This window comes from Curtobacterium oceanosedimentum, from assembly GCF_020297365.1.
In the GTDB taxonomy this organism is placed as follows: Bacteria; Actinomycetota; Actinomycetes; order Actinomycetales; family Microbacteriaceae; genus Curtobacterium.
On record NZ_JAIXIG010000016.1, the window covers coordinates 1 to 23,646 of the forward strand.

26 protein-coding genes are annotated in these 23,646 nt (G+C 72.0%); 13 read left to right on the top strand and 13 right to left on the bottom strand.

The genetic code is table 11. The features are described from left to right. Nucleotides 1-100: 100 nt before the first annotated feature. Together LEL83_RS08765 and LEL83_RS08770 are read left to right on the top strand one after the other, a co-directional pair. The gene (locus LEL83_RS08765) at nt 101-526 is read left to right on the top strand and encodes an organic hydroperoxide resistance protein (RefSeq protein ID WP_225558521.1); all 426 of its coding nucleotides are present in this window, start codon (nt 101-103) and stop codon (nt 524-526) included. A 9-nt stretch (nt 527-535) separates the two neighbouring features. Continuing rightward, nucleotides 536-922, top strand: coding sequence for a YchJ family protein (locus tag LEL83_RS08770; protein WP_198657662.1), 387 nt, complete (start codon nt 536-538; stop codon nt 920-922). Nucleotides 923-946: 24 nt separating this feature from the next. Here the strand turns inward: LEL83_RS08770 and LEL83_RS08775 are convergent, their stop codons facing one another. Beyond that, the gene (locus LEL83_RS08775) at nt 947-1,813 is read right to left on the bottom strand and encodes a shikimate dehydrogenase family protein (RefSeq protein ID WP_225558522.1); all 867 of its coding nucleotides are present in this window, start codon (nt 1,811-1,813) and stop codon (nt 947-949) included. 58 nt (nt 1,814-1,871) lie between these two features. Here LEL83_RS08775 and LEL83_RS08780 point away from each other — a divergent pair, with 58 nt between their 5' ends. After that, nucleotides 1,872-2,873, top strand: a complete 1,002-nt coding sequence (locus tag LEL83_RS08780; protein ID WP_225558523.1) for an iron-siderophore ABC transporter substrate-binding protein — start codon at nt 1,872-1,874, stop codon at nt 2,871-2,873. 134 nt (nt 2,874-3,007) lie between these two features. Here the strand turns inward: LEL83_RS08780 and LEL83_RS08785 are convergent, their stop codons facing one another. Beyond that, nucleotides 3,008-3,412, bottom strand: a complete 405-nt coding sequence (locus LEL83_RS08785) for a DUF1304 domain-containing protein (RefSeq protein ID WP_225558524.1) — start codon at nt 3,410-3,412, stop codon at nt 3,008-3,010. A 60-nt stretch (nt 3,413-3,472) separates the two neighbouring features. Between LEL83_RS08785 and LEL83_RS08790 the strand changes: the two genes are divergently transcribed. Both LEL83_RS08790 and LEL83_RS08795 read left to right on the top strand, forming a co-directional pair. Continuing rightward, entirely contained in the window at nt 3,473-3,796 is a 324-nt protein-coding gene (locus tag LEL83_RS08790) for a chorismate mutase (protein WP_198657665.1), read from the top strand. Next, nucleotides 3,793-4,890, top strand: coding sequence for a lactonase family protein (locus tag LEL83_RS08795; protein WP_225558525.1), 1,098 nt, complete (start codon nt 3,793-3,795; stop codon nt 4,888-4,890). The genes LEL83_RS08790 and LEL83_RS08795 overlap by 4 nt, the downstream gene beginning before the upstream one ends. A 297-nt stretch (nt 4,891-5,187) precedes the next feature. Here the strand turns inward: LEL83_RS08795 and LEL83_RS08800 are convergent, their stop codons facing one another. From LEL83_RS08800 to purS, 4 genes are read right to left on the bottom strand one after another with little or no spacing between them, the layout of a single operon-like run. Then, the gene (locus LEL83_RS08800; protein ID WP_225558526.1) at nt 5,188-6,108 is read right to left on the bottom strand and encodes a 2-hydroxyacid dehydrogenase; all 921 of its coding nucleotides are present in this window, start codon (nt 6,106-6,108) and stop codon (nt 5,188-5,190) included. 13 nt (nt 6,109-6,121) lie between these two features. Further along, complete coding sequence (purL, locus tag LEL83_RS08805; protein ID WP_225558527.1) at nt 6,122-8,503, bottom strand: phosphoribosylformylglycinamidine synthase subunit PurL; 2,382 nt, start codon at nt 8,501-8,503, stop codon at nt 6,122-6,124. 17 nt (nt 8,504-8,520) lie between these two features. Next, on the bottom strand, nt 8,521-9,216 hold the full coding sequence (purQ, locus tag LEL83_RS08810) for a phosphoribosylformylglycinamidine synthase subunit PurQ (RefSeq protein WP_198658589.1): 696 nt from the start codon (nt 9,214-9,216) through the stop codon (nt 8,521-8,523). A 5-nt stretch (nt 9,217-9,221) separates the two neighbouring features. Continuing rightward, nucleotides 9,222-9,470: a phosphoribosylformylglycinamidine synthase subunit PurS gene (gene purS, locus LEL83_RS08815; RefSeq protein WP_198657669.1), complete on the bottom strand. Its 249-nt coding sequence runs from the start codon at nt 9,468-9,470 to the stop codon at nt 9,222-9,224. A 189-nt stretch (nt 9,471-9,659) separates the two neighbouring features. Between purS and LEL83_RS08820 the strand changes: the two genes are divergently transcribed. Together LEL83_RS08820 and LEL83_RS08825 are read left to right on the top strand one after the other, a co-directional pair. Continuing rightward, nucleotides 9,660-10,268: a PadR family transcriptional regulator gene (locus tag LEL83_RS08820; protein ID WP_225558528.1), complete on the top strand. Its 609-nt coding sequence runs from the start codon at nt 9,660-9,662 to the stop codon at nt 10,266-10,268. Further along, the gene (locus LEL83_RS08825; protein ID WP_225558529.1) at nt 10,265-11,821 is read left to right on the top strand and encodes a DHA2 family efflux MFS transporter permease subunit; all 1,557 of its coding nucleotides are present in this window, start codon (nt 10,265-10,267) and stop codon (nt 11,819-11,821) included. The genes LEL83_RS08820 and LEL83_RS08825 overlap by 4 nt, the downstream gene beginning before the upstream one ends. A gap of 63 nt (nt 11,822-11,884) precedes the next feature. On the opposite strand, the gene LEL83_RS08830 is transcribed toward LEL83_RS08825, so the two are convergent. After that, nucleotides 11,885-13,201 carry an acyltransferase family protein gene (locus tag LEL83_RS08830; RefSeq protein WP_225558530.1) on the bottom strand — a complete coding sequence of 439 codons (1,317 nt, stop codon included), beginning with the start codon at nt 13,199-13,201 and terminating at the stop codon, nt 11,885-11,887. Nucleotides 13,202-13,374: 173 nt separating this feature from the next. On the opposite strand from LEL83_RS08830, the gene LEL83_RS08835 reads away from it, so the two are divergent. Together LEL83_RS08835 and LEL83_RS08840 are read left to right on the top strand one after the other, a co-directional pair. Further along, entirely contained in the window at nt 13,375-13,833 is a 459-nt protein-coding gene (locus tag LEL83_RS08835) for a Fur family transcriptional regulator (RefSeq protein WP_225558531.1), read from the top strand. A 30-nt stretch (nt 13,834-13,863) separates the two neighbouring features. After that, nucleotides 13,864-15,381: a catalase gene (locus LEL83_RS08840; RefSeq protein WP_225558532.1), complete on the top strand. Its 1,518-nt coding sequence runs from the start codon at nt 13,864-13,866 to the stop codon at nt 15,379-15,381. Nucleotides 15,382-15,456: 75 nt separating this feature from the next. On the opposite strand, the gene LEL83_RS08845 is transcribed toward LEL83_RS08840, so the two are convergent. The 3 genes from LEL83_RS08845 to LEL83_RS08855 all read right to left on the bottom strand — a co-directional run bounded on the left by LEL83_RS08845 (nt 15,457) and on the right by LEL83_RS08855 (nt 17,857). Further along, nucleotides 15,457-16,023: a GNAT family N-acetyltransferase gene (locus LEL83_RS08845; RefSeq protein ID WP_225558533.1), complete on the bottom strand. Its 567-nt coding sequence runs from the start codon at nt 16,021-16,023 to the stop codon at nt 15,457-15,459. Nucleotides 16,024-16,133: 110 nt separating this feature from the next. After that, entirely contained in the window at nt 16,134-17,003 is an 870-nt protein-coding gene (locus LEL83_RS08850; RefSeq protein ID WP_225558534.1) for a VOC family protein, read from the bottom strand. Between the two features lie 68 nt (nt 17,004-17,071). Further along, a complete protein-coding gene (locus LEL83_RS08855) occupies nt 17,072-17,857 on the bottom strand; it encodes an SDR family oxidoreductase (RefSeq protein WP_225558535.1) in 786 nt (261 codons plus the stop codon). 209 nt (nt 17,858-18,066) lie between these two features. Between LEL83_RS08855 and LEL83_RS08860 the strand changes: the two genes are divergently transcribed. Then, nucleotides 18,067-18,549 (top strand): hypothetical protein, encoded by a 483-nt coding sequence (locus LEL83_RS08860; RefSeq protein WP_225558536.1) that lies wholly within the window; start codon nt 18,067-18,069, stop codon nt 18,547-18,549. Next, nucleotides 18,546-19,193 carry a signal peptidase I gene (gene lepB, locus LEL83_RS08865; RefSeq protein ID WP_263867364.1) on the top strand — a complete coding sequence of 216 codons (648 nt, stop codon included), beginning with the start codon at nt 18,546-18,548 and terminating at the stop codon, nt 19,191-19,193. Before LEL83_RS08860 ends, lepB begins: the two co-directional genes overlap by 4 nt. A gap of 29 nt (nt 19,194-19,222) precedes the next feature. On the opposite strand, the gene LEL83_RS08870 is transcribed toward lepB, so the two are convergent. After that, the gene (locus LEL83_RS08870) at nt 19,223-19,540 is read right to left on the bottom strand and encodes a hypothetical protein (RefSeq protein WP_198657679.1); all 318 of its coding nucleotides are present in this window, start codon (nt 19,538-19,540) and stop codon (nt 19,223-19,225) included. A gap of 88 nt (nt 19,541-19,628) precedes the next feature. On the opposite strand from LEL83_RS08870, the gene LEL83_RS08875 reads away from it, so the two are divergent. Further along, entirely contained in the window at nt 19,629-20,831 is a 1,203-nt protein-coding gene (locus LEL83_RS08875; protein ID WP_225558537.1) for a PP2C family protein-serine/threonine phosphatase, read from the top strand. A gap of 42 nt (nt 20,832-20,873) precedes the next feature. Here LEL83_RS08875 and LEL83_RS08880 read toward each other — a convergent pair whose 3' ends face one another. Together LEL83_RS08880 and purD are read right to left on the bottom strand one after the other, a co-directional pair. Further along, a complete protein-coding gene (locus LEL83_RS08880) occupies nt 20,874-21,743 on the bottom strand; it encodes a phosphoribosylaminoimidazolesuccinocarboxamide synthase (RefSeq protein ID WP_225558538.1) in 870 nt (289 codons plus the stop codon). Beyond that, nucleotides 21,740-23,023 (bottom strand): phosphoribosylamine--glycine ligase, encoded by a 1,284-nt coding sequence (gene purD / locus LEL83_RS08885; RefSeq protein ID WP_225558540.1) that lies wholly within the window; start codon nt 23,021-23,023, stop codon nt 21,740-21,742. Before purD ends, LEL83_RS08880 begins: the two co-directional genes overlap by 4 nt. Nucleotides 23,024-23,081: 58 nt before the next feature. Between purD and LEL83_RS08890 the strand changes: the two genes are divergently transcribed. After that, entirely contained in the window at nt 23,082-23,456 is a 375-nt protein-coding gene (locus LEL83_RS08890) for a sterol carrier family protein (RefSeq protein WP_198657683.1), read from the top strand. The last annotated feature ends 190 nt before the right edge of the window (nt 23,457-23,646 follow it).

Consider the following 23,646-nt stretch of genomic DNA (forward strand, 5'->3'; position numbering starts at 1 on the left):
GCACGCGCCACGCCCGAGCTCGCGGTGACCCGGGCCACGCTCCGCCCGCCGTGGTGCTGCTGCTCAGGGATCGTCCAGGCGAGGGCGGTCACCTCGGACCATGAGTCTCGACATCGTCTACACCGCCGCCGCCCACGCCACCGGGGGCGGCCGCGACGGGCACGTCCGCAGCGAGGACGACCGGCTCGACCTGGACACCCGCCCGCCCCGGGAGATGGGCGGCAGCGGCGAGGGCACCAACCCCGAGCAGCTCTTCGCCGCCGGGTACGCCGCGTGCTTCCTCGGCGCCCTGCACGCCGCCGGCCGGGAGCTCGAGGTCGACACCACCGGCGCCGAGGTCTCGGCGGAGGTCAGCATCGGCAGCGCCGGCGACGGCACCTTCGGCCTGGCCGTCGAACTCGACGTCTACGCCCCCGCCGCCGAGCGGGAGCAGCGCCAGCGCCTGACCGAGCGCGCCCACGAGATCTGCCCGTACTCGAACGCCACCCGCGGCAACATCACCGTCTCGATCTCGATCGTCGACTAGCGTTCCGGCGTGGTCACCGACGAGACGCGCTGCCCCTGCCTGAGCGGGAACCCCTACGGCGAGTGCTGCGGCCCGCTGCACGCGGGGGCCGTCGCGCCGACGGCCGAGCGGCTCATGCGCTCCCGCTTCACCGCCTTCGCGCTCGGCCTGCCGGAGTACCTGCTGCTCACCTGGCACCCGCGCACCCGCCCGGCGGAGCTCGAGCTGGACCCGTCCCAGCGCTGGACCCGGTTGGACGTGCTGGCGACCAGCTCGGGAGGCCCGTTCGACTCCCGGGGCACCGTCACGTTCCGTGCGTGGTGGCGTTCCGACGACGACCGCGGCACGCTCGAGGAGACGAGCGACTTCGTCCGCGAGCAGGGCCGCTGGTTCTACGTGGACGGCGTGGTCGGCTGATCGTCGTCGTCGGTGACTCCGCGGCTACCGCCCGATCACTCCGGGCAGGCCGACCGCGGTGCGCATCGCCCGGCGGACCCCGGCCTCGTCGGGCAGCAACTCGTCCTCGTCGCCCGTCAGGAAGAACCGGATCTGGCCGATCGCCTGCTCGGTGAGCATGTCGAGGCCGTTCAGCACGCGGCCTCCGGCGTCCGACCAGCGCCCGGCCGCGGCGGTCGGCCACGGTTCGTAGGCGACGTCGAAGAGCACCGCGTCGGGCCCCGACGGACGCAGGTCGAGCGGGTCGGCGGCGCCACCGGGCAGCGTCGAGACGACGAACCCGTGGTGCGTGCCGGGGAGTTCGGTCAGGGGGTGGACCTCGAGCGTCACACCGAGCCGGACGGCCAGGTCGACGAGCGCGCGCGTCTTCGCGGCGTCCCGCACGAACACCCGGACGAGCGACGCCCCGAGCCGGACGGCCGCGGTCAGGGCGCTCGCCGCGGTGGCCCCGCCGCCCAGGATCGTCGCCTCGCCCGGCAGGTGCCCGAGCGCCTCGACCGGGCGCACCAGCCCCTGCACGTCGGTGTTGGCGCCGGCTCGGACGATCGTGGACCCCTCGTGGCGGAACGCGACCGTGTTCGCGACCCCGAGCTCGTCGACGAGCGGGGTGGTGCGGTCGAGCAGCGGCAGCACCTCGCGCTTGAGCGGCATCGTCAGGCTCAGCCCACGCCACTCCGGACCCCGCCCCGCGACGAACGCGGCGAGCCCGCCGGACGCGACCTCGTGCCTCCCGTACGTGAAGGGCAGGTCGAGCGCGTCGTAGGCCGCAGCGTGGAGCGTGGGCGAGAGCGAGTGCGCGATGGGGGAGCCGAGCACCGCGAGGTGCGTGCGGCCGGGATCAGATGGCGCCACGGTGCCCCAGCCTATCCAGGCGTGCTCCTGAGCATCCCGTTAGGTTAGGCTACCCTTCGTGAACTCTCCCCTCCGTCTCCGCCGCGTGCTCGCCGCAGCCGGCGCCGTCGCCGCTGCGTCCCTCGTCCTCGCCGGGTGCGCCTCTGGCTCCGACTCCTCCACCGGATCGTCCTCGGGTTCGTCCGACGCGGCGTTCCCCGTCTCCATCACGACCGGCCTCGGCACCACGACGATCGAGTCCGAGCCGAAGCGCGTCGTCGCACTCGGCTGGGGCGACGCGGAGACCGCGCTCGAGCTCGGCGTGCAGCCCGTCGGCGCGAGCGACTGGCTCGCCTTCGGTGGCGACGGCGTCGGCCCGTGGCTGAAGGGGGCGTACGACGAGTCGCCGAAGATCATCCAGACGCTCGAGCCGAGCTACGAGGACATCCTCAAGCTCGACCCCGACGTGATCCTCGACGTGAAGTCGTCGGGTGACAAGGAGCGGTACGACAAGCTCTCGGCCATCGCGCCGACCGTGGCGATCCCGAAGGGCGGCGAGAACTACCTCGCCTCGACCGAGCAGCAGACCACGATGATCGCGAAGGCGCTCGGCAAGGAGTCCGAGGGCAAGGAGCTGCTCTCCGGCCTCGACGACGCCTACGCAAAGGCGCGCGAGGCGCACCCGGACTTCGCGGGCAAGACCGCCGTCGTCGGTGCGTACAGCTCCGAGGGCTTCGGGGCCTACGCCTCCACCGACAGCCGCTCGACGTTCATGCGCAACCTGGGCTTCGAGATCCCGGAGGCCATCGACGAGCAGGCCGGCAAGGAGTTCTCGGTGCGCCTGTCCGACGAGAACCTCGACCTGCTCGACGCCGACCTGACGCTGATCCTGCCGATCTACGTCGACGCGTCCGAGGCGTCGTCGAACAAGCTGTTCCAGAAGGTGCCGTCGGTCGAGGCCGGGCACGCGATCGTGTTCGACGACCAGGACGTCTCGTCGGCGTTCTCGATGGGGACGACGGCGGCGATCGAGTGGGCACTGGACAAGCTGCCTTCGCAGTTCGAGGAGAAGCTCGGCTAGGGCTGGTCTCGCTGGTCGGTACTGCTGGTCAGTGCCACTGGACCGACAGGGTGCCGCCGATGTTCGGTGGCACCCTGTCGCTTTCCGGGCTGGGCCGTGCGCGCTGGCGTGCGCTCGCGGTCTGGTGGGGGTCGCTAGACGGCGACGGTCGAGCCGAGCAGCGCGAAGAGCAGCGCGATGAGGGGGAGCGTGCCCTGCTTGAACGCGGAGTTGACGTACTTGCGGCCCGACCCGAGCAGGATCACGGCGGCGCCGAGCATGCTCGCGGTCGAGAAGACCACGAGGGTCCAGCCGCTCACGGTGTTGCCAGCCAGGACGAGCACGACACCCAGGATCGCGCCGATCGCCAGGAACAGGTTGTAGAACCCCTGGTTGAACGCGAGCGACCGGGTGGCGGCGGCGTCGGTCTCCGAGGCGATGCCGAAGACCTTGCGAGCCCGGGGACTGGTCCAGATGATGGACTCGAGGAAGAAGATGTACACGTGGATCAGGCCCGCGAGAACCGCGAAGACGCCCGAGATCACCAGCAGGACCGACATGCCCCCATTGTCGCAGGACTCCTCGGGGATCGGCTCCGCGTCCGCCAGTAGGCTCGGTGCATGAACGACGACGTCACCCCGCCCGACTCCGACGCGACGGCCGTCGCCGAGCTCCGGAGCATCCGGCAGAGCATCGACAACATCGACGCCGCCGTCATCCACATGCTCGCCGAGCGGTTCAAGTACACCCAGCGCGTCGGACACCTGAAGGCTGCGTCGGGCATGCCGGCGGCCGACCCGGACCGTGAGCGCATCCAGGTCGCACGACTCCGGTCGCTCGCCGCCGACTCGCACCTCGACCCCGCCTTCGCCGAGAAGTTCCTCAACTTCATCGTCGCCGAGGTCATCCACCACCACGAGCGCATCGCCGGGCGCGACGAATGAGCGCCGGACTCCCGACGCTGCTCATCGGCTCGTACACGGCGACGGGCGGTGGGAACGGCACCGGCATCTCGCTGGTCGACGGCGGGCCGGCCGGAGTGCTCCCGACGCCCCGGACCGTCGCCGTGCTCGACGACCCCTCGTTCCTCGCCGTGTCGGGTGACCGGGTCTACGCCGTCTCCGAGAAGAACGACGGCGGCGTGTCCGCCTTCCGGCTGCAGGGTGGCGCGCTCGAGCACCTGTGGGACGCCACCGCCGGCGGCGACGCCCCGTGCCACGTCCGGGTCGACCCGTCCGGCGCGCTCGTCGTCACGAACTACGTCTCCGGCACGGTCGCCGCGATCCCGCTCGCCGTCGCCGAGTCGCACGCGGCCTCGGTGACCGCCAGCGACGGCGTGGTGCTGCACGGGGAGGCCGACCAGCGCTCCGTACCGGCCGATGCCGTCACGGTCGTCGTGCTCCCCGACGCCACCGGTCCCGACGAGGACCGCCAGGACGGCCCGCACGCCCACCAGTCCGTCGCGACACCGGACGGCACGGTGCTGGTCGCCGACCTCGGAGGCGACGCCCTGCACGAGTTCCGCATCGTCGTGGACACCGAGGGGCGTGCGGGTGACACCGTGCTCGAACCGCTCCGCGTGCACCACGTCGAACCGGGGACCGGGCCGCGGCACATGGCCTGGTACGACGGCGACCTGTTCGTCGCCGGCGAGCTCGACGGCCGGGTGCACCGGCTGCGGCGCGACGACTCCGGCTCGTTCCGGACCGTCACCACCGCTGCGACCTTCGACGGCGAGGTGGGGGAGTCCCTGCTCAGCCACATCGAGGTCGACGACGCCGGCCGCGTGTACGTCGCGGTGCGGGGGCGGGACCTGCTCGTGGTGCTCGACGCCAGCGACGGTGGGCTGACGATGTCGGCGTCCGTGCCGTGCGGCGGAACCTGGCCGCGGCACTTCGCCCGGGTGCCCGGGTTCGTCCTGGTGGCGAACCAGATGTCCGACGCCGTCGCGGTGCTGCCCCTGGACGCCGACGGGCTGCCGGGCGGAGCGGTCGCACAGATCCGGGTGGGTACGCCGACCTGCGTCGTCCCGCTCTGAGGCCGGGGCTTCCGCGCGCTGTCGTCCTCGTGGGCGCATGACGCCGGCGTGTTCGGCGTGGGCGCATGACGACGGCGTGTTCCTGAGGGCGCATGACGCCGGCGTGTTCGTGCGCGCGCATGACGCCGGTGTGTTCGGTGGACACCCCGACGACGTCGAGACGCCCCCGAACTCGGCGGCGTCTCGATCCTTCGGCGGCGTGGAGCCGAGACGCCGGCGTGTTGCTGACTCGCTGGCGTCGCACGGGCCCCCGGACGCGCTGAGACGCCGGCGTGTCCGGGAGCCCGAACGCGTCCGCTAGAACTCGATCAGGTTCTCGAACGGACGCCCCTCGGCCAGCGCGGCCACCTGCTTGCGCATGAGCTCGACCGACCTCGGCACGCTCAGGTCGGTGTTGCCGCCGACGTGCGGGGTGAGCACGGTGTTGGGCGTCGTCCACAGTGCGTGGCCGGCGGGCAGCGGCTCGGGGTCCGTGACGTCGAGCGCCGCGAAGAGCCGCTCGGACTGCAGCTCGGCGACCAGGGCGTCGGTGTCGACGACCTTGCCCCGTGCCACGTTGACCACCAGGGCGCCGTCCGGCAGCGCGGCGAGCAGCTCGGCGTCGACCAACCCCTCGGTCTCGTCGGTGAGCGGCGCGATGAGCACGAGCACGTCGGTCGTCCGAGCCAGCTCGGGCAGTTCGCCGAATGCGTGCACGTGCCGGCCGTCCTGCTCGCGAGCGGTGCGGGCGACCACGGTGACCTCGGTGCGGAACGCCTCGAAGCGCGCCGCGATCGCGGACCCGATCGCCCCGTACCCGACGACCGTCACACGCCGGTCCGCCAACGACCGGGTCTCGCGGGCGTCCCAGACGCCGTTCGCACGGTCGGTCTGGAACGCCGCGATCTCGCGGAGCGACGTCAGCGCGAGGCCGACGGCGAGCTCGGCCGTCTCGTCGTCGTGGATGCCCCGGCCGTTCGCCAGCGCGGCGTGGCCGGGCACGTGCGGGATCGCGTGCTCGTACCCGGCGCTCGGCAGCTGCAGCAGCTGGAGCTCCGGCAGGTCGTGCACGTACTGCCACCGGTGTCGTCCGGCGAAGTAGAACGGCAGGAACGTGATCGCGACCTCGTCCGGGCGGGGGTGGGGCGCTTCGACGTCCCAGACGTCCAGCTCGACACCGTCGGGGACGGGACCGAACCGGTCGACGAGCTCGGCGAAGGGCAGCGTGACGATCGGCATGCGCGAGCGGCGCCTAGGCGTCGGTGCGCGGCGAGAACGCACCGTCGGAGTCGAGCGGCCCACGGCCGACGTACCCCTCGGTGACGTCCTCGACGATCACGTCGCCGAAGCGGGCCGGCAGCGTCGCGGCGTGGGTGCCGCGCAGCTCGTCGACCGTCGCCTCGAACGCGCCCTGGACCTCGAGCGTGCCCGACGTCGCGTCGGTGACGCCGATGCGCAGGACCGGGAAGCCCCGACCGTCGCACATGCCCTGGAACCGCACGTCGTCCTCGCGGCGGACGGTCACGATGACGCGGCCGGTCGACTCGGAGAACAGCGCCGTCGCGGTGTCGATGCCGTCACGGGTCTCGACCTCGTCGAGGACCACACGGGCGCCGATGCCGAAGCGCAGGACCGACTCGGCGAGCGACTGGCCGAGGCCGCCGTCCGCCAGGTCGTGCGCGCTGGTCAGGAGCTGCTCGCCCGACGCCGCGTACAGCAGCTCGGCCAGGGCCTTCTCGCGCTCGAGGTCGACCGCCGGCGGGCGCCCGCCCAGGTGCCCGTGCACGGTGCCGGCCCACGCCGAACCGTCGAGCTCGAGCGAGGTCGTGCCGAGCAGGTAGATGTTGTGGCCGTCGTCCTGCCACCCCGACGGCACGCGCTTGGCGACGTCGTCGATGATGCCGAGCACACCGACCACGGGCGTCGGGTGGATCGGGGTCGTGCCGGTCTGGTTGTAGAACGACACGTTGCCGCCGGTGACCGGGATGCCGAGCTCCATGCAGCCGTCCGCCAGGCCCTCGACGGCCTCGGAGAACTGCCACATGACCTCGGGGTTCTCGGGGGAGCCGAAGTTCAGGCAGTCGGTGACGGCTGCGGGCACGGCACCGGTGACGGCGACGTTGCGGTACGCCTCGGCGAGGGCCAGACGGGCGCCCTGCTTCGGGTCGAGCTGGCAGTAGCGGCCGTTCGCGTCGGTGGCGATCGCGACACCGAGGCCCGTCTCCTCGTCGACGCGGATCATGCCGCCGTCGTCGGGGAAGGACAGCGCGGTGTTGCCGAGCACGTAGGTGTCGTACTGGTTCGTGACCCAGTTCTTCGACGCCAGGTTCGGCGAGCCGAGCAGGCTGAGGAACTGCGCCTTGAGCGCGGGGCCGTCGGAGGGACGGTCGAGCGAGGCGGCGGTGTCGGCCTGCAGCGCGTCGATCCAGGTCGGGTAGGCGACCGGGCGGTCGTAGACCGGGCCGTCGACGGCGACGGTGCGCGGGTCGACGTTCACGATCTCCTGGCCCTGCCAGTCGATGACGAGGCGACCGGTGCCGGTGACCTCGCCGAGCACGCTGGTCTCGACCTCCCACTTGCCGACGACGCTCAGGAACTCGTCGAGCTTGTCGGGGCGGACGACCGCCATCATGCGCTCCTGGCTCTCCGACATCAGGATCTCTTCGGCGGTGAGCGTGGGGTCGCGGAGCAGGACGTCGTCGAGCGAGATGTGCATGCCGCCGTCACCGTTGGAGGCGAGCTCCGAGGTGGCGCAGGAGATGCCCGCGGCGCCGAGGTCCTGGATGCCCTCGACGAGTTCCTTCTGGAACAGCTCGAGACAGCACTCGATCAGGACCTTCTCGGCGAACGGGTCGCCGACCTGCACGGCCGGACGCTTGGTCGGGCCGCCCTCGGTGAAGGTGTCGGAGGCCAGGATCGACGCGCCGCCGATGCCGTCGCCACCCGTGCGGGCACCGAACAGCACGACCTTGTTGCCCGCGCCCGAGGCGTTCGCCAGGTGCAGGTCCTCGTGGCGCAGGACGCCGACCGCGAGGGCGTTGACCAGCGGGTTGCCCTGGTACACCGGGTCGAAGTAGGTCTCGCCGCCGATGTTCGGCAGGCCGAGGCAGTTGCCGTAGAACGAGATGCCACCGACGACGCCGTGCACGACGCGCTGGGTGTCCTCGTGGTCGATCGCGCCGAAGCGGAGCTGGTCCATCACGGCGACCGGGCGGGCGCCCATCGAGATGATGTCGCGGACGATGCCGCCGACCCCGGTGGCCGCGCCCTGGTACGGCTCGACGTAGGACGGGTGGTTGTGTGACTCGACCTTGAAGGTCACCGCCCAGCCGTTGCCGACGTCGACGACACCGGCGTTCTCGCCCATGCCGACCATCAGGTTCTTCGTCATCTCCGGCGTGACCTTCTTGCCGAACTGACGGAGGTAGTTCTTGGAGGACTTGTACGAGCAGTGCTCGCTCCACATGACCGAGTACATCGCCAGCTCGCCCGAGGTGGGGCGGCGGCCGAGGATCTCCTTGATGCGGGCGTACTCGTCCGGCTTCAGGCCCAGCGCGTCGTACGGCTGCTCCTTGTCGGGGGTGGCCGCCGCGTCCTGCACGGTGTCGGGCTTCGGGCGAACGGAGGTCGTCACGGTGTCGTTGTTCCCTGTCACTTGACGAGCGCGTGCTCGATCACGGAGGTGAAGAAGGTCAGGCCGTCCGTACCGGAGGCCATGGCGGCGGGGGTGTCCGGGCCGAAGCCGGCCTCCGTCGCGTGCTCGGGGTGCGGCATGAGGCCGACGACGTTGCCGCGCTCGTTCGAGACGCCAGCGATGTCGTCGATGGAGCCGTTCGGGTTCACGCCGACGTAGCGGAACACCACCTGGCCGTTGTCCTCGATGCGCTTGATCTCGTCGGCGTCCGCGACGAAGCGGCCGTCGGCGTTCTTGAGCGGGATCGTGATCTCCTGCTCCGCCGTGAACCCGCTGGTCCAGGCGGTCGAGGTGGTCTCGACGCGGAGCTTCTGGTCGCGGCGGATGAACTGCTGGTGCGCGTTGCGGGTGTGCGCGCCGGGCACCAGGCGGGCCTCGGCCAGCATCTGGAAGCCGTTGCAGATGCCGAGCACGGGCATGCCCTTGCCGGCGGCGTCGATGACCTCGGCCATGATCGGGGCCTTCGCCGCGATGGCGCCGGCACGCAGGTAGTCGCCGTACGAGAACCCGCCGGGCAGCACGATGGCGTCGACGCCCTGCAGGTCGTGGTCGCCGTGCCAGAGCGCGACGGGCTCGGCACCGGCGAGGCGGACCGCGCGCTGGGCGTCGCGGTCGTCGAGCGAGCCGGGGAACGTGATGACGCCGATCCGCATGGCGCTCACTCGGCCACGCTCACCGAGACGACGTCCTCGATCACGGCGTTGGAGAAGACGTCGGCGGCGATCTCGCGCACCTCGGCCAGCTTCGCGTCGTCGACGGGGCCGTCGACGGTCACCTCGAAGCGCTTGCCGATGCGGACGTTGGTCAGGTCGGCCTTGCCCAGGCGGGCGAGGGCGTTGCCCACTGCCTTCCCCTGGGGGTCGAGGATCTCGGCCTTGGGCATGACCTCGACGACGATCGTTGGCACGTGTTCTCTCCAGCGCTTCAGGGGTGGGGGGACGCGACCAGTCTACGGGGCGCGCGCGACACGCCGGGACGGATCCGGGCCTCCTGTGGGGAACGTCCTGTGCGTTTGCTCACCTGTGTTCCACTCCGTATATTCGACGTCGAATAGTCCAGTCGGAAGACTGTCGCACCGATCTGTCAGGAGGCCCGGATGGCGTCGCTCACGCCGCTCGCGTTCGCCGCGCTCGACCTGCTGAACGAGGCGCCGATGCACCCCTACGAGATGTTCCAGACGATGCTCCACCGCCAGGAGGAGCGGAACGTCAAAGTGCGACCGGGCACGCTCTACCACCAGGTCGGCCGTCTCGCCGAGCTCGGCCTCGCCGAGGTCGTCGGCACCGACCGCGACGGCAACCGGCCCGAACGCACCACCTACACGATCACCGACGCGGGGCGGACGGCCCTGGCGGACGGGCTGCGCCGCATGGTGGCCGAGCCCGCCGACGAGTACCCCGAGTTCCACCTGGCGCTCTCGGTGCTCGAGAACCTGCCGCGGGTCGAGGCGGTCGATGCCGTCCGGGCCCGGATCGTCGCGCTCGAGCGGGAGCGCGACGAGTACGACGAAGCGCTCCGGCGAGTGCACGCGAAGCAGCTGACCGAGCGGTACTGGCTCGACGTGTCGTACGTGCGTGCCATGCTCACCGCGCAGATCGAGTGGCTCCGCACCACGGTCGACCGCATCGACGGCGGCGACCTCCCCTGGGACGGCCCGGCCGTCCCCACCGAACTCCCCACCAACAGCAAGGACACCACTCGATGACCACCGTCACGCCACCGCGGACGACCGAGAAGAAGCCGTGGCCCGCCCTCTGGGCGCTCGTCGTCGGGTTCTTCATGATCCTCGTCGACTCGACCATCGTGTCGGTCGCCACCCCCACCATCGCCCAGGAGCTCGACGCGGACATCAACGCCGTGATCTGGGTGACGAGCGCCTACCTGCTCGCCTACGCCGTGCCGCTGCTCATCACCGGTCGGCTCGGTGACCGCTTCGGCCCGAAGGTCATGTACCAGATCGGCCTCGTCGTCTTCACGCTCGCCAGCCTGTGGTGCGGCCTGGCCGGGTCGATCGAGGTGCTCATCGTCGCTCGCGTCGTGCAGGGCCTGGGCGCCGCGATGATGAGCCCGCAGACGATGTCCGTCATCACGCGCATCTTCCCGCCGCAGAACCGCGGCGCGGCGATGGGCCTCTGGGGTGCCGTCGCCGGCATCGCGTCGCTCGTCGGCCCGATCCTGGGCGGCCTGCTCGTCGACGGCTTCGGCTGGGAGTGGATCTTCTTCGTGAACGTCCCCGTCGGTGTCGTCGCCTTCGTGCTCGCGCAGCGCTTCGTGCCGTCGTTCGACCGTCACGGGCACCGCTTCGACTACCTGGGCATCGTGCTGAGCGCGGTCGGCCTGTTCCTGCTCGTCTTCGGCATCCAGGAGGGCGAGACCTACGACTGGGGCACCATCGCGGGTCCGATCTCGGTCTGGGCGCTCATCATCGTCGGCCTCGTCGTGCTCGCCGCGTTCGTCGTCTGGCAGGGCGTGCAGCAGGGCGAGCCGCTGCTGCCGCTCGGCCTGTTCCGCGACCGCAACTTCACCCTGGCCAACGTCGCCATCACGGCCGTCGGTGTCGCGATCGCGTCGTTCGCCCTGCCGATCATGCTGTGGGCACAGGACGTCCTGCGTTTCTCGCCCACCCAGGCCGCGCTGCTCCTCGTGCCGCAGGCCGTGCTGTCGGCGGCCCTGGCCCCGATCGTCGGCAAGAACCTGAACCGCTGGAACCCGCGCTGGGTCGCCGCGTTCGGACTCGCCTGCTTCTCGGCGGGCCTGTTCTGGTTCGGCGCCCTGCTGTCGAACGGCGCCGAGTGGGGCTGGGTGCTCCTGCCGAGCGCGCTCCTCGGGCTCGCCAACGCCTGCATGTGGGGACCGCTGTCGGTCTCGGCGACGCGCAACCTGCCGCCGAAGCTGGCCGGTGCCGGCTCGGGTGTCTACAACACCACGCGCCAGATCGGTGCCGTCCTGGGTTCCGCGGGCATCGCCGCCCTCATGGAGGCGCGGATCACCGCGAACTTCCCGGCATCGTCCGGCGGGCCCTCCGCCGGTGGCGCCGAACAGCAGGTCGGCGCGCTGCCGCAGTTCCTGCAGGAGCCGTTCGCGACGGCGATGGGGCAGTCGCTCTACCTGCCGGCGATCGTGCTGGTCGTCGCCATCGTCGCGGCGCTGTTCCTGGCGAAGCCGAAGCAGACCGTCGCCTGGCAGCAGACCGGTGCGGTGACGTCCGAGTCGGACGCCGCGCCCGACGCCGAGCCCGCGGGGGCCCCGTCGAAGTAGGGCGCGTGCGCACTTCGTGAGCAGGAATGGTCGGGTCGCCTTCGGGCACCCGACCATTCCTGCTCACGAAGTGGGAGCAGGGGCACGCGCGGGCGCCGTGCGGGACAGGAGCCAGACCCCCACCGGGACGGCGACGGCACCGACGACCGCGACCGGGAACGACAGATGCAGCTGCATGACGAGGAACGCCGGGCCGATCGTGCAGACCGCCGCGGCGGCGACGAGCGGCCAGGCCGGCCGGTCCGCTCCGGGTAACAGTCGGGGCAGGGGCCGGTCGAACCAGCGGAGCGCACGGGCGACCCCGAGCGCGACGGCGAGCACCACGACCAGCGCGACGACGCGCGACGCCCACCAGGGGCCGGAGCCCGGCGTCGGGAACGGCACCCCGACGAGCAACGCGATGCCGTTCAGCGCGATGAAGAGCGGCAGGTGCCACAGGTAGATGGTCATGCCGTCGCGGCCGAGCACGAACACCGCACCGAGCGCCGCCCGGGTCTGCATCAGCCGCGTGAGCGGAGCGTGCACGAGCTGGACCAGGCAGGCCTGCGCGATCGCGAGGAACGCCAGCGGCAGCATCGGCGGGTTGAGGTCCTGCAGCATGTCCGGCGCCCACAGCCCGACCGAGGTCATCGGCACGAGCGCGGCGTACGCGGCGACGGCGATCCCCAGCAGCAGGGCCTTCGAGCGACGCCCGAACCAGCCGTCGGCCCACAGGAACCCGAGCTGCTGCGCGAAGAGCCACACCGGGCCGAGGTTGAGCAGCCCGACCTCGGCGACACCGGTGGCCAGGCGGACGGCGTCGACCGCCGCGGCGAGCACGAGCAGCACGGCGAGGGTGGCCCAGGGCGCCCGCTGGTGCAGCCGCATCATGACCGGGACGCAGCACTGGGTGATGCCGTACGCCGCCAGGAACCACAGCGGGGAGCCGATGCCGAACGCGACCTCGGCGAGCAGCTCCGGCGGGGTGCCGACGGCCGTCGCGACGCCGAGCCCCAGCGCCAGGAACACGAACAGCGGCACGGCGGGACGGAACAGCCGGACCAGGCGGGTGGCGACGTAGTCGCGGGCCGGGTCGGGCGCGCCCCGGGCGACCGTGCTGCGCCAGCCGACCGCACTCGCGAACCCGCCGACCACGAAGAACAGCGGCATCACCTGGCCGACCCACGTGGCGGCGACGTACCAGGGCAGTTCCTGCAGCGGGCTCGTCACCCGCACCCCCTGGTCGTCCGCGGCGACGCCGACCATCGTGACGTGCACGATGACGACGAGGACGACACAGGCCGTCCGGATGAGGTCGACGACCAGGTCCCGCTGCGCGATGATCCCCCGGACGTCCGGTGCGCTGTTCGCCTGCTCGGGCAGGCCCTGGTGCGTGGACATGTCCGGACGCTAGCGTGCGCCGGCGTCGGATCAGCGCCGTCCCAGCCGATCGCGACCGGATCGTGACGACGAGGGCGACGGTCGTCGGGTCGTCGGGTCGCCGCGACGGAGCGGGCACCGCGCTCGTGTACAGTTGCGGTGTTGTCTTGATCCCTGCAAAAGAGAGGCGCAGCATGGACGCCGATGCCGATCTGCTCCGCTCGTCGGGCCTGCGGGTCACGACCCCGCGACTCGCGGTGCTCCGAGCGGCCGACGCGATGCCGCACGCCACCGCCGACGACATCCTGACCGCCGTCTCGGCCGAGCTCCCCACCACGAGCCACCAGGCGGTCTACGGCGTGCTGAACGCCCTGACCGGCGTCGGGCTCGTGCGACGCATCGAACCCGCGGGGAGCCCCGCGCGGTACGAGCGCCGGACCGGCGACAACCACCACCACATCGTCTGCACGCTGTGCGGCGCGATCGAGGACGTCGACTGCGCGGTGGGCCACGCGCCCTGCCTGACGCCGTCCCAAACCCACGGCTTCGCGGTGACGACCGCCGAGGTCACCTACTGGGGCATCTGCGACCGCTGCGCCGCGGCGGAGCGTGACGCCCCCGGCGACGACGCCGGCCCCTCCGAACTTCCCTGACCGATCCGACGTCCCACCACAGGAGGAACCGTGTCCGACCAGAACACGCCGACCGCCACCCCGACCACCACGACCAACAGCGGTGCGCCCGTCTCGAGCGACCAGCACTCCATGGGTGTCGGCGCCGACGGCCCCCTCGCGCTGCACGACCACTACCTGGTCGAGAAGCTCGCCCAGTTCAACCGTGAGCGCGTCCCGGAGCGGGTCGTGCACGCCAAGGGCGGCGGCGCCTTCGGTACCTTCACCGTCACGCAGGACGTCAGCCGGTACACCCGTGCTGCCTTCCTGCAGCCCGGCCAGCAGACCGAGATGCTCGCCCGCTTCTCGAGCGTCGCCGGTGAGCAGGGTTCGCCCGACACCTGGCGCGACCCCCGCGGCTTCGCGCTGAAGTTCTACACGAGCGAAGGCAACTACGACCTCGTCGGCAACAACACCCCCGTGTTCTTCATCCGCGACGGCATCAAGTTCCCCGACTTCATCCGCTCGCAGAAGCGCCTGCCGGGCTCGCACCTGCGCAACCACGACATGCAGTGGGACTTCTGGACCCTGTCGCCCGAGTCGGCGCACCAGGTGACCTGGCTCATGGGCGACCGCGGCCTCCCGTCGAGCTGGCGGCACATGGACGGCTTCAGCTCGCACACCTACCAGTGGATCAACGCCGAGGGCGAGCGCTTCTGGGTGAAGTACCACTTCCTCACCGAGCAGGGGCACGCGACCCTGACGCAGGAGGACGCCGACCGCATCGCCGGCGAGGACGCGGACTTCCACATCCGCGACCTGTACGAGGCCATCGAGCGCCAGGACCACCCGCGCTGGACCCTCAAGGTGCAGGTCATGCCCTACGAGGACGCTGCGAGCTACCGCTTCAACCCGTTCGACCTGACGAAGGTCTGGCCGCACGCCGACTACCCGCTCATCGAGGTCGGCACGATGGAGCTCAACCGCAACCCGGAGAACTACTTCGCGCAGATCGAGCAGGCGACCTTCGCCCCGTCGAACTTCGTGCCCGGAATCGCCGCGAGCCCGGACAAGATGCTGCTCGCGCGCATCTTCAGCTACGCGGACGCCCACCGCTACCGCGTCGGCACGAACCACGCGCAGCTGCCGGTGAACGCCCCGAAGAACGAGGTGCACTCGTACTCGAAGGACGGCGCCATGCGCTTCGACTTCCAGAAGGCCGAGGTGCCGGTGTACGCGCCGAACACCCTCGGTGGTGCGCACGCCGACCCGACCGCGACGGACGAGACGCCGGGCTGGGAGTCCGACGGCGCCCTGCAGCGCGCCGCCGCCACGCTGCACGCCGAGGACGACGACTTCGGCCAGGCCGGCACGCTCTACCGCGAGGTCCTGGACGACGCCGCCCGCGAGCGCCTGGTCGGCAACATCGCCGGGCACGTCTCGAAGGTGACCCGCGACGACCTGCGCGAGCGCGTCTTCGCCTACTGGACCAACGTCGACCCGGACCTCGGCGCGCGCGTGCGTGCCGCGGTCGTGCCGAGCGCGCCGGGGTCGAACGAGGACCCGGAGGCGGTGGCCGTCGAGGCCTGATCCGCCAGGCACCTGACGGACGGGAGGCCCGGTACCAGCTGGTACCGGGCCTCCCGTCCGTCCGTCGGTCGCGTCCTAGACCTGCTGGCCGTTGAGCATGATCGGTCCGGTCGGCCAGTCCTCGAGCTGTGCTGCCACCGGCAGCACCATCCACCCGCCCTGCTCGGTCTCGGTCACGCCGACGCCGTCGGCGGTGAAGGCCGAGAAGGTGCCGACGGCGTCCGCGACCTCGTGCCAGCCAATGTGCGCGTAGAACGGGACGCGGTCCTCGCCGGCGCCGAGGAAGCCGTACGGCACGCGCAGGCCCTCGAGGACCGCGCTGGTCCGCACCAGCAGCTCGCGACCGACGCCCGTGCCCTGCAGCTTCGGCGCCACCGCGACGATGCCGGTGTCGCCGACCAGGACGTCCTGGCCGCCGACCGTGATGAACATGCGGCGGATGCCGAGGTGGGCGAGGACCGTGCCGTCGGCGCCCCAGCCGATCACCCGGCGCTCGGGCTGCATGCCGGCGTAGTCCCGCCCGCCCACGTACCAGTGCGACCAGTCGGGGAACGCCTGCCCGAGCAGTGCCGCGATCGCTTCGTGGTCGGTGAGCGACAGGGTGCTCTCCTCGACCACCTCCCACCGGATGTCCTCAGTCACCCGTCCATCCTGCCGGTCCCGCGGCCGACGTGGGGAGGTTTCGCGCTGGGCGACACTCCGCGGGTCCGGGCACGCGTGAGCTGTCGCGCAGCGCGAGGTGTCGCTGCGCGTCAGCCGCGACCCGGCGTCGTCACCTCGATGCGGTTCGCCCAGGGGTCGTCGAACGCCACGGTCCGGCCGTCGTCGGCGAGCTCCACGCCGCCGTGGCGCATGCGCTCGGTCAGGGCTCCGAGGTCGTCGGCGCCGGGGACCTCGATCCGCACGAGCCCCAGGCCGAGTGCGAGCTGTCGCCGCCCGGCGCCGCGGGAGTTCCAGGTGTTCATCGCCATGTGGTGGTGGTACCCGCCGGCGCTGACGAACAGTGCCTCGCCGAAGCCGGCGGTGGTCTCGAACCCGAGCGTGTCCACGTAGAACGAGCGTGCGGTGGCGACGTCGCCGACGGACAGGTGCACGTGGCCGACCTTGCCCGGGCGTGCCGCGGCGGTGTCCAGGGCGTCCTGCGTCAGGTGGGACTGCAGGAACGCATTCGGGTCGACGTACTTCGTGTCCATGTCGACCATGCCGTGCGTCCACGACCACTCGGTGCGGTCACGGTCCCAGTACAGTTCCACGCCGTTGCCCTCGGGGTCCGTGAAGTAGAACGCGTTGCTGACCAGGTGGTCGGCGCTGCCGGTGAAGCCCGCCGGGTACTGCGTGGCGACCGAGTACAGCGCGGCGGCCAGGTCGGCACGGGAGTCGAACAGGATCGCCGTGTGGAACAGTCCGGCCTCGCGGGGCCCGGCGTGCCGCATCGCGGGGGCGTGCTCGAGGACCACGATCGGCGTGCTGCCCCGGCCGAGCACGGCGACGCCGCCGTCGTGGGAGAGCAGCGACAGTCGCAAGCCGTCGCGGTAGTACCGGATCATCGCGTCGAGGTCGGCGACGCGGAGCGTGACGGCGCCCATCGCGGTGTCGGAGGCGAGCAGTTCGTGCGGTGGCATGCACCCAGTGTGCGCCGGAATGGTTGACGCGTCAACCAATTCGATGACGCGTCAACCAGTCCGCTGGATCAGGCGCGGTTCGAGATCCCGCCGTCCGACGTCAGCAGCTGCCCGTTCACCCAGGCGCCCTGCTCCGAGCACAGGAACCCGACCAGCGCGGCGGTGTCCGAGGGGCGTCCGAGCCGACCGAGCGGCGTGCCCTCGACCGCCCACCCCTTGACCTCGTCGGACATCCACCCGGTGTCGTTCGGCCCCGGGTTCACCACGTTCGCGCTGACGCCGAGGGCGCCGAGCTCCTTCGCCGCCCCGAACACGATCCGGTCGAGCGCGCCCTTCGACGCTCCGTACGGCAGGTTGTAGGCGATGTGGTCGCTCGTCAGCGCCACGATCCGACGCCGGTCGCGCGGAGCGGCGTCGCCCGCGCGCTCGAGTGCCGCAGCGTAGGTCTGCACGAGCAGGAACGGCGCCCGCGCGTTGACCGCGAAGTGGCGGTCCCACGACTCCACCGTGGTGCTCCGGAAGTCGGAGTCGACGGACTCGCAGTGCGACATGACCAGGGCCGTGACCGGCGCGCCCGCCTCCGTCTCGGCGCGGCCGACGAGCGCGGCCGCCTGCCCCGGGTCCTCCAGGTCGACCGGGAGGCGCGTCACCCGTGCGCCCGCGGCCTCGCACTCCTGCACCACGGCATCGACACCGTCGGGGTCGGCCCCGCCGCTCACACGCTCGTCGTACGGGCCCCACCACGAGATGGCGAGGTCCCAGCCGTCGGTCGCCAGGCGGGTGGCGAGGGCCGCGCCGATGCCGGCTCGGCGACCCACCCCGGTCACCAGGGCGAGGGGTCGTGCGGACGTCATGCGTGCCTCCAGTCCGACGCGCCGTCGCGCCGATCGGTCCCCAGTCTGCCGGACGCGACCGCCCGGACGGGCGCGTCGGACGGTTCCTGCCGCCGCCGGCCCGCCGGTCGGGCCAAGATGGACGGATGCGAGCAACACGTCGGCCGCACCGCCCCGAGCGAGGGCCCCGTGCCGGTCGCCCGGATCCGCGCCACCTCCCGCTGTCGCACGTGCGCGACCGCATGTCGTCGTACATCTACGGCAACATCACGGTGCTCGCCGCCGCCATCGCCGTGGACCCCGAGGTGATCGAGCACGGGGCGGCGGTGTGGGCGGTGCTCGCGACCGCGGTGCTGACCTACCTGGCGCACGTGCTCGCGCACCTGGTGGCGCACGGCCTGGGCGACGACGGCACCGAGTCCGACACCGACCGCCGTGAGTCCGCCGTCGTGATCGCACGGAACGCCAACCCGATCGCGACGTCGGGCCTGATCCCCGCGGTGCTCTACGCCGCGTCGTGGGCCGGACTGCTGCCGGCGGGGTGGGCGCAGACCGCAGCGCTCGTCATCCTGGTCGTGCGCATCGCCCTGGTGGGTGTGTTCGTGCAGCGGTTCAGCGGGCAGCGGCCCACGTTCGTCGGGCTGTGGGGCGGGATCGTGCTCGCCGTCGTGGCGCTCGTGATCGGTGCCGTGAAGGTGGTGTTGACGCATTGAGCGAGCCCGGAGCCGCCGACCGCCCCGGCACCGCCGACGACGCTGCCACCAGGACGACGCGCGGCACGGGACGGTTCCTCCGTGACCTCGTGGTCATCGTGGTGGTGGCGCTCCTGGCGTCCTTCCTGGTGAAGGCCTACCTGGTGCGGTCCTTCTTCATCCCGTCGGCGTCGATGCAGGACACGCTGTTGGTCGGCGACCGGGTGCTCGTCAACGAGCTCGTGCCCGGCCTCGTGCCGCTGCAGCGCGGGGACGTCGTCGTGTTCCAGGACCCGGGCGGCTGGCTCGGGATGGGCCAGGGCGACGACCTCATCAAGCGGGTGATCGGACTGCCGGGCGACACCGTCTCGTGCTGCGACGCCGACGGGCGGCTGTCCGTCAACGGCCACGCGGTCGACGAGCCGTACGTCGTGCGTCAGCCCGGATCGGACCGCGTCGCCGCGGACGACTTCGAGGTCACCGTGCCGGCGGGACGGATCTGGGTGATGGGCGACAACCGACCGAACTCGGCCGACTCCCGCGTCCACGGCACCGTGCCCGTCGACGACGTGGTCGGGCGGGCGTTCCTGACGACCTGGCCGGTCTCGCGCTGGACGGTCCTGTCGCGGTACGGCGACGAGTGGGACCGGGTGCCCGCGCCGTGAACCGTGCCCGTCGCGCTGCTGCGCGGCGGTCAGCAACCCGTCGTCGTCAGGGCGACCGACGCCACACCGTCGGCGGTGACGGTCGTCGACTGCGGGCACAGGTCGCCGGCGCGGACGGTGACCTCGCCGAGCGGGACCCCCGCGAAGTCGGCCGTGCCGCCCGGGAACACCCGCTGGTGCTCGGAGCGCTTGCCCGTCGACGCGAACACCTCGACCTCGTACGGGTGCTCCGCGGCGTTCGCCGACACCGTGACGGAGAGCTGTCCCGTCGAGTCGTGCGCACCGCACCCGGTCAGGGCGACGGCCACAGCGACGCCGAGGACGGTTGCGGGGACGGAGCGGAACACGCCTCCCAGGCTACGCCGACACGCGGGGAGTACCGCGCCCTCCGGACTGGGGACAGGTCCTGTCCGGTCTGCGCGTTACCGTGGTCGCATGCAGCCGGAGACCGCGACGTCCGTGCCCGCACCAGCAGGAGCCGATGCGGTCCGCCGCGCTGCCCTGATCACCGCGCTCGACATCGTCGAGGGCGGGGTCGAGGAGCGCTTCGAGCGGATCACCCGGATCGCCCGCGAGGCCTTCGGGGTGTCCGGCTCCTTCCTGAACCTGGCGGGCGAGTCCACGCTGACGATCGCCTCGCAGCAGAGCGAGCAGCGGTTCGGGCCGGTCATCCCGCTGCAGGACACCTTCTGCGGGCGCACCCTCGGTGAGCGCGGACCGGTGGTCGTCCCCGACGCGAGCGCCGACGACCGGTACTCGGACATGCCGATGGTCGTCGGTGACCCGAACGTCCGCTTCTACGCCGGCGTCGGGCTCCGCGCCGGCGACGACGACCTGAAGATCGGCACGCTCTGCCTGATCGACCCGCAGCCCCGCACGCTCGAGCCGGACGACCTCGCGCTGCTGCAGGAACTCGGGGTGTGGGCCGAGCGGGAGCTCGCGGCCGGCGCCGACGAGGACCGGTTGCGCACCGTGCTGACGGGCCTGGAGCCCCCGGCGGTCGACGTGCCCGGCTACCGGATCGCCGGGCTGTCGATCCCGCACGGCGTGGTGGCCGGTGACTTCCACGACTGGCACCGCTCCGGCCCGGACGCGCTGCACCTGTCGGTGTCGGACGTGATGGGCAAGGGCATGTCGGCCGGGCTGCTCGCGGCGAACCTCCGCGGCGCCCTGCTCGCCCGCGGCGACCTGGACCCGGGGGTCGCGGTCGCCGAACTCGAGGCGCAGGTGGCCCCCGAGTTCGGTCGCGCCGAGTCGTTCGCGACGATGTTCCACGGCCGCTTGACGCCGTCGACCGGCCGCCTCGACTTCACCGACGCCGGCCACGGACTGGTCCTGCAGCTCCGCGAGGACGACGAGCGGATCATGCGGTCGTCGGACCTGCCGATCGGACTGCACCCGGCGGGCCTGCCGCGGGCGGCGGGGTCGCTCGTCCTGCGGCCGGGTGACGTCCTGCTCGTGGTCACCGACGGCGCGCTGGAGCTCTGGGACTCGACGCTCGCGTCGCTGTCCGAACTCGGTGCGCTCTACCGGCAGTCGCCGGACATCGAGACCTTCCTGCAGCGGGTGCGGCAGCGCGCGGCCGAGCACGACCCCGGCGACGACCTGACGGTGGTCGTGGTGGCGCGCGACGCGTAGCGCGGCCGCGCGGGTGGCCGCAGCGGGGCGCTCGACGTCGCGTCAGGCGCCGAGGCGCTCGATGAGCTCCGCGTACCGGGCCGCCGTGCGGCTGACGATCTCGTCCGGCAGCACCGGCGGCGTGCCCTGGCGGTCCCAGTGCGCGCTGAGCCAGTCGCGGACGATCTGCTTGTCGAACGAGTCGGTGCGGTCGGCGGACCGGGCGTCCCAGTAGCGGCTCGAGTCGCTCGTCAGGACCTCGTCCGCGATCCGGATCCGGCCGGTGGCGTCCTGCCCGAACTCGAACTTCGTGTCCGCGATCACGACGTCCCGCTCCAGGGCGATGGCCGCCGCCTCGGTGTAGACGTGCAGCGAGCGCTCGCGCAGCGTCGCGGCGGTCTCGGCGCCGACCAGGTCGACCGTCTGCTCGTACGAGATGTTCTCGTCGTGCTGGCCCTGCGGCGCCTTGTACGCCGGCGTGTAGATCGGTTCCGGCAGGCGGTCGCCGTTCGACAGCCCGGCGGGCAGGGCGACACCGCAGACGCTGCCGGTCTCCTGGTACTCCGCCCAGCCGCTGCCGACCAGGTAGCCGCGCACCACGCACTCCACGGGGAACATGTCGAGCGGCATCACGTGCATGGCCCGCGCCTCGACCTCGGGCGGGACCGGGGTGCCGCCGGACGACGGGCCGATCAGGTGGTTCGGCACGTCGCTGAGCTGCGTGAACCAGAACCGCGACAGCCGCGTGAGCAGCTCGCCCTTGCCGGGGATGGGCGGTTCCAGCGCGAAGTCGTACGCACTGACCCGGTCGGACGCCACGAGCAGCAGCTCGGACGCGCTCGCGATGTCGGGGGTGCCCTCCGGCACGTACAGTTCGCGGACCTTGCCCGACGAGACGTGCCGCCAGCCGGCGATCTGTCCGGCGGCGCTCACCGGGCGACCTTCGCGGCGATGTCGGTGCGGTACTGCGCGCCCTCGAGGGCGATGTCGCCGAGCCCCGCGTACGCCCGCTCGCGGGCCTCGGCGAACGAGGTCCCGGTCGCGACGACGCTGAGGACGCGGCCACCGGTGGCGACGAGTCCACCGTCGAGCACGCCGGTGGCGGCGTGTGCGACCGAGACGCCGTCGCGGGCGTTGGCGGCGTCGATGCCGGTGATGACCCGGCCGGTCCTCGGGTTCTCCGGGTAGCCCTCGCTCGCGAGCACGACCGTCACCGCGGCCTCGTCGCGGAACACGGGCGCCGGGGCGCCGGCGAGCTGCCCGGTCGCAGCGGCCAGCAGCAGCTGGCTCAGCGGCGTCGCCAGGCGGGGGAGGACGACCTGCGTCTCCGGGTCGCCGAAGCGGGCGTTGAACTCGATCACGCGCACGCCCTGCTCGGTCACGATGAGCCCGCAGTAGAGCAGGCCGACGAACGGCGTGCCCTCGTGCTCCAGACGACGGACGGTCGGCAGTGCGACGAGGTCGGTGACCTCGTCGACGAACGCCTGCTCCGACGGCCAGCGGTCGGCCAGCCACGGCAGCGGCGAGTACGCACCCATGCCGCCGGTGTTCGGCCCGACGTCGCCGTCGGCGAGGCGCTTGTAGTCCTGTGCGGGGCTGAGTGGCCGGACGTCGTGGCCGTCGCTCAGGAAGAACAGCGAGACCTCTTCGCCGTCCAGGAACTCCTCGACCACCACGGGGCCGTGCTGCAACCAGTACGTGGCGTGGTCGACGGCGGCCTGGCGGTCCTCGGTCACCAGCACGCCCTTGCCCGCGGCGAGTCCGTCGGCCTTCACCACGTAGGGTGCGCCGAGCTCGTCGATGGCGGCCACGGCTTCGTCCACCGTGCCCGCGGAGACCGGACGGCCGGTCGGCACGCCGGCCTCGGCCATGATCCGCTTGGCGAACGCCTTCGAGCCCTCGAGCTGTGCGGCGGCCTTGCCCGGCCCGAAGACCGGGATGCCCCGGGTGCGGACGGGGTCGGCGACGCCGGCGATGAGCGGGGCCTCGGGCCCGACGACGACGAGTTCGACGCCGTTCTCGATCGCGTACTCGGCGACCAGGGCGCCGTTCGTCGGGTCGAGGGAGACGGTCTCGACGTCGGCGGCGATGCCGGCGTTGCCGGGCGCCGCCGTGATGACGTGCGCGGCCTGCCCGTCGCCCGTCCCTTCAGCGAGGAGGGCCGTGATGATCGCGTGCTCGCGGGCACCGGAACCGAGGACGAGGATTCGCACCAGATCACCCTACCCAGCCCGACACGCCGCCCGCGATCCACGGGGCTAGCCTGTGCAGATGCCACCCAGGAGGATCGAGGACGCCGACGGACGCGCAGCACTGGCCGCCGTGCAGCGGGGGGAGACGTCGCGCCCGGTCGTGGCGACCGCCGTGCGGTGGACGCTGCAGTGCCTGGCGGACGACGTCCCCGGCAACAGCGTCGAGGTGCGGGTCCCGCCGTTCGCCGCCGTGCAGGCCGTCCCCGGACCGCGCCACACGCGCGGGACGCCGCCGAACGTGGTCGAGACGGACGCGACGACCTGGCTCGCGCTCGCGACGGCGTCGCTCACCTGGGACGACGCCGTGGCGCAGGCGCGGGTCAGCGCGTCCGGATCGCGCGCCGACCTGACGGCGTTCCTGCCGGTGCGATTGCCGGTCGCCGGTGCGAATTAGGTAGTCCCTACCGATGCGAGCGCATCGACCGGATCCCTACGCTGGAAGTCGCCGGGATTCGGACCCGACCCGAACGGGTCCGAACCCGGCGACAGGGACCAAACTACGCGATGTTGCGCACCACCTGTCAACCATCGCGGCGAGTCGTGGTGCAACTCACAACCTTCCCGCGTCGCTGGTGCGCGCCCGC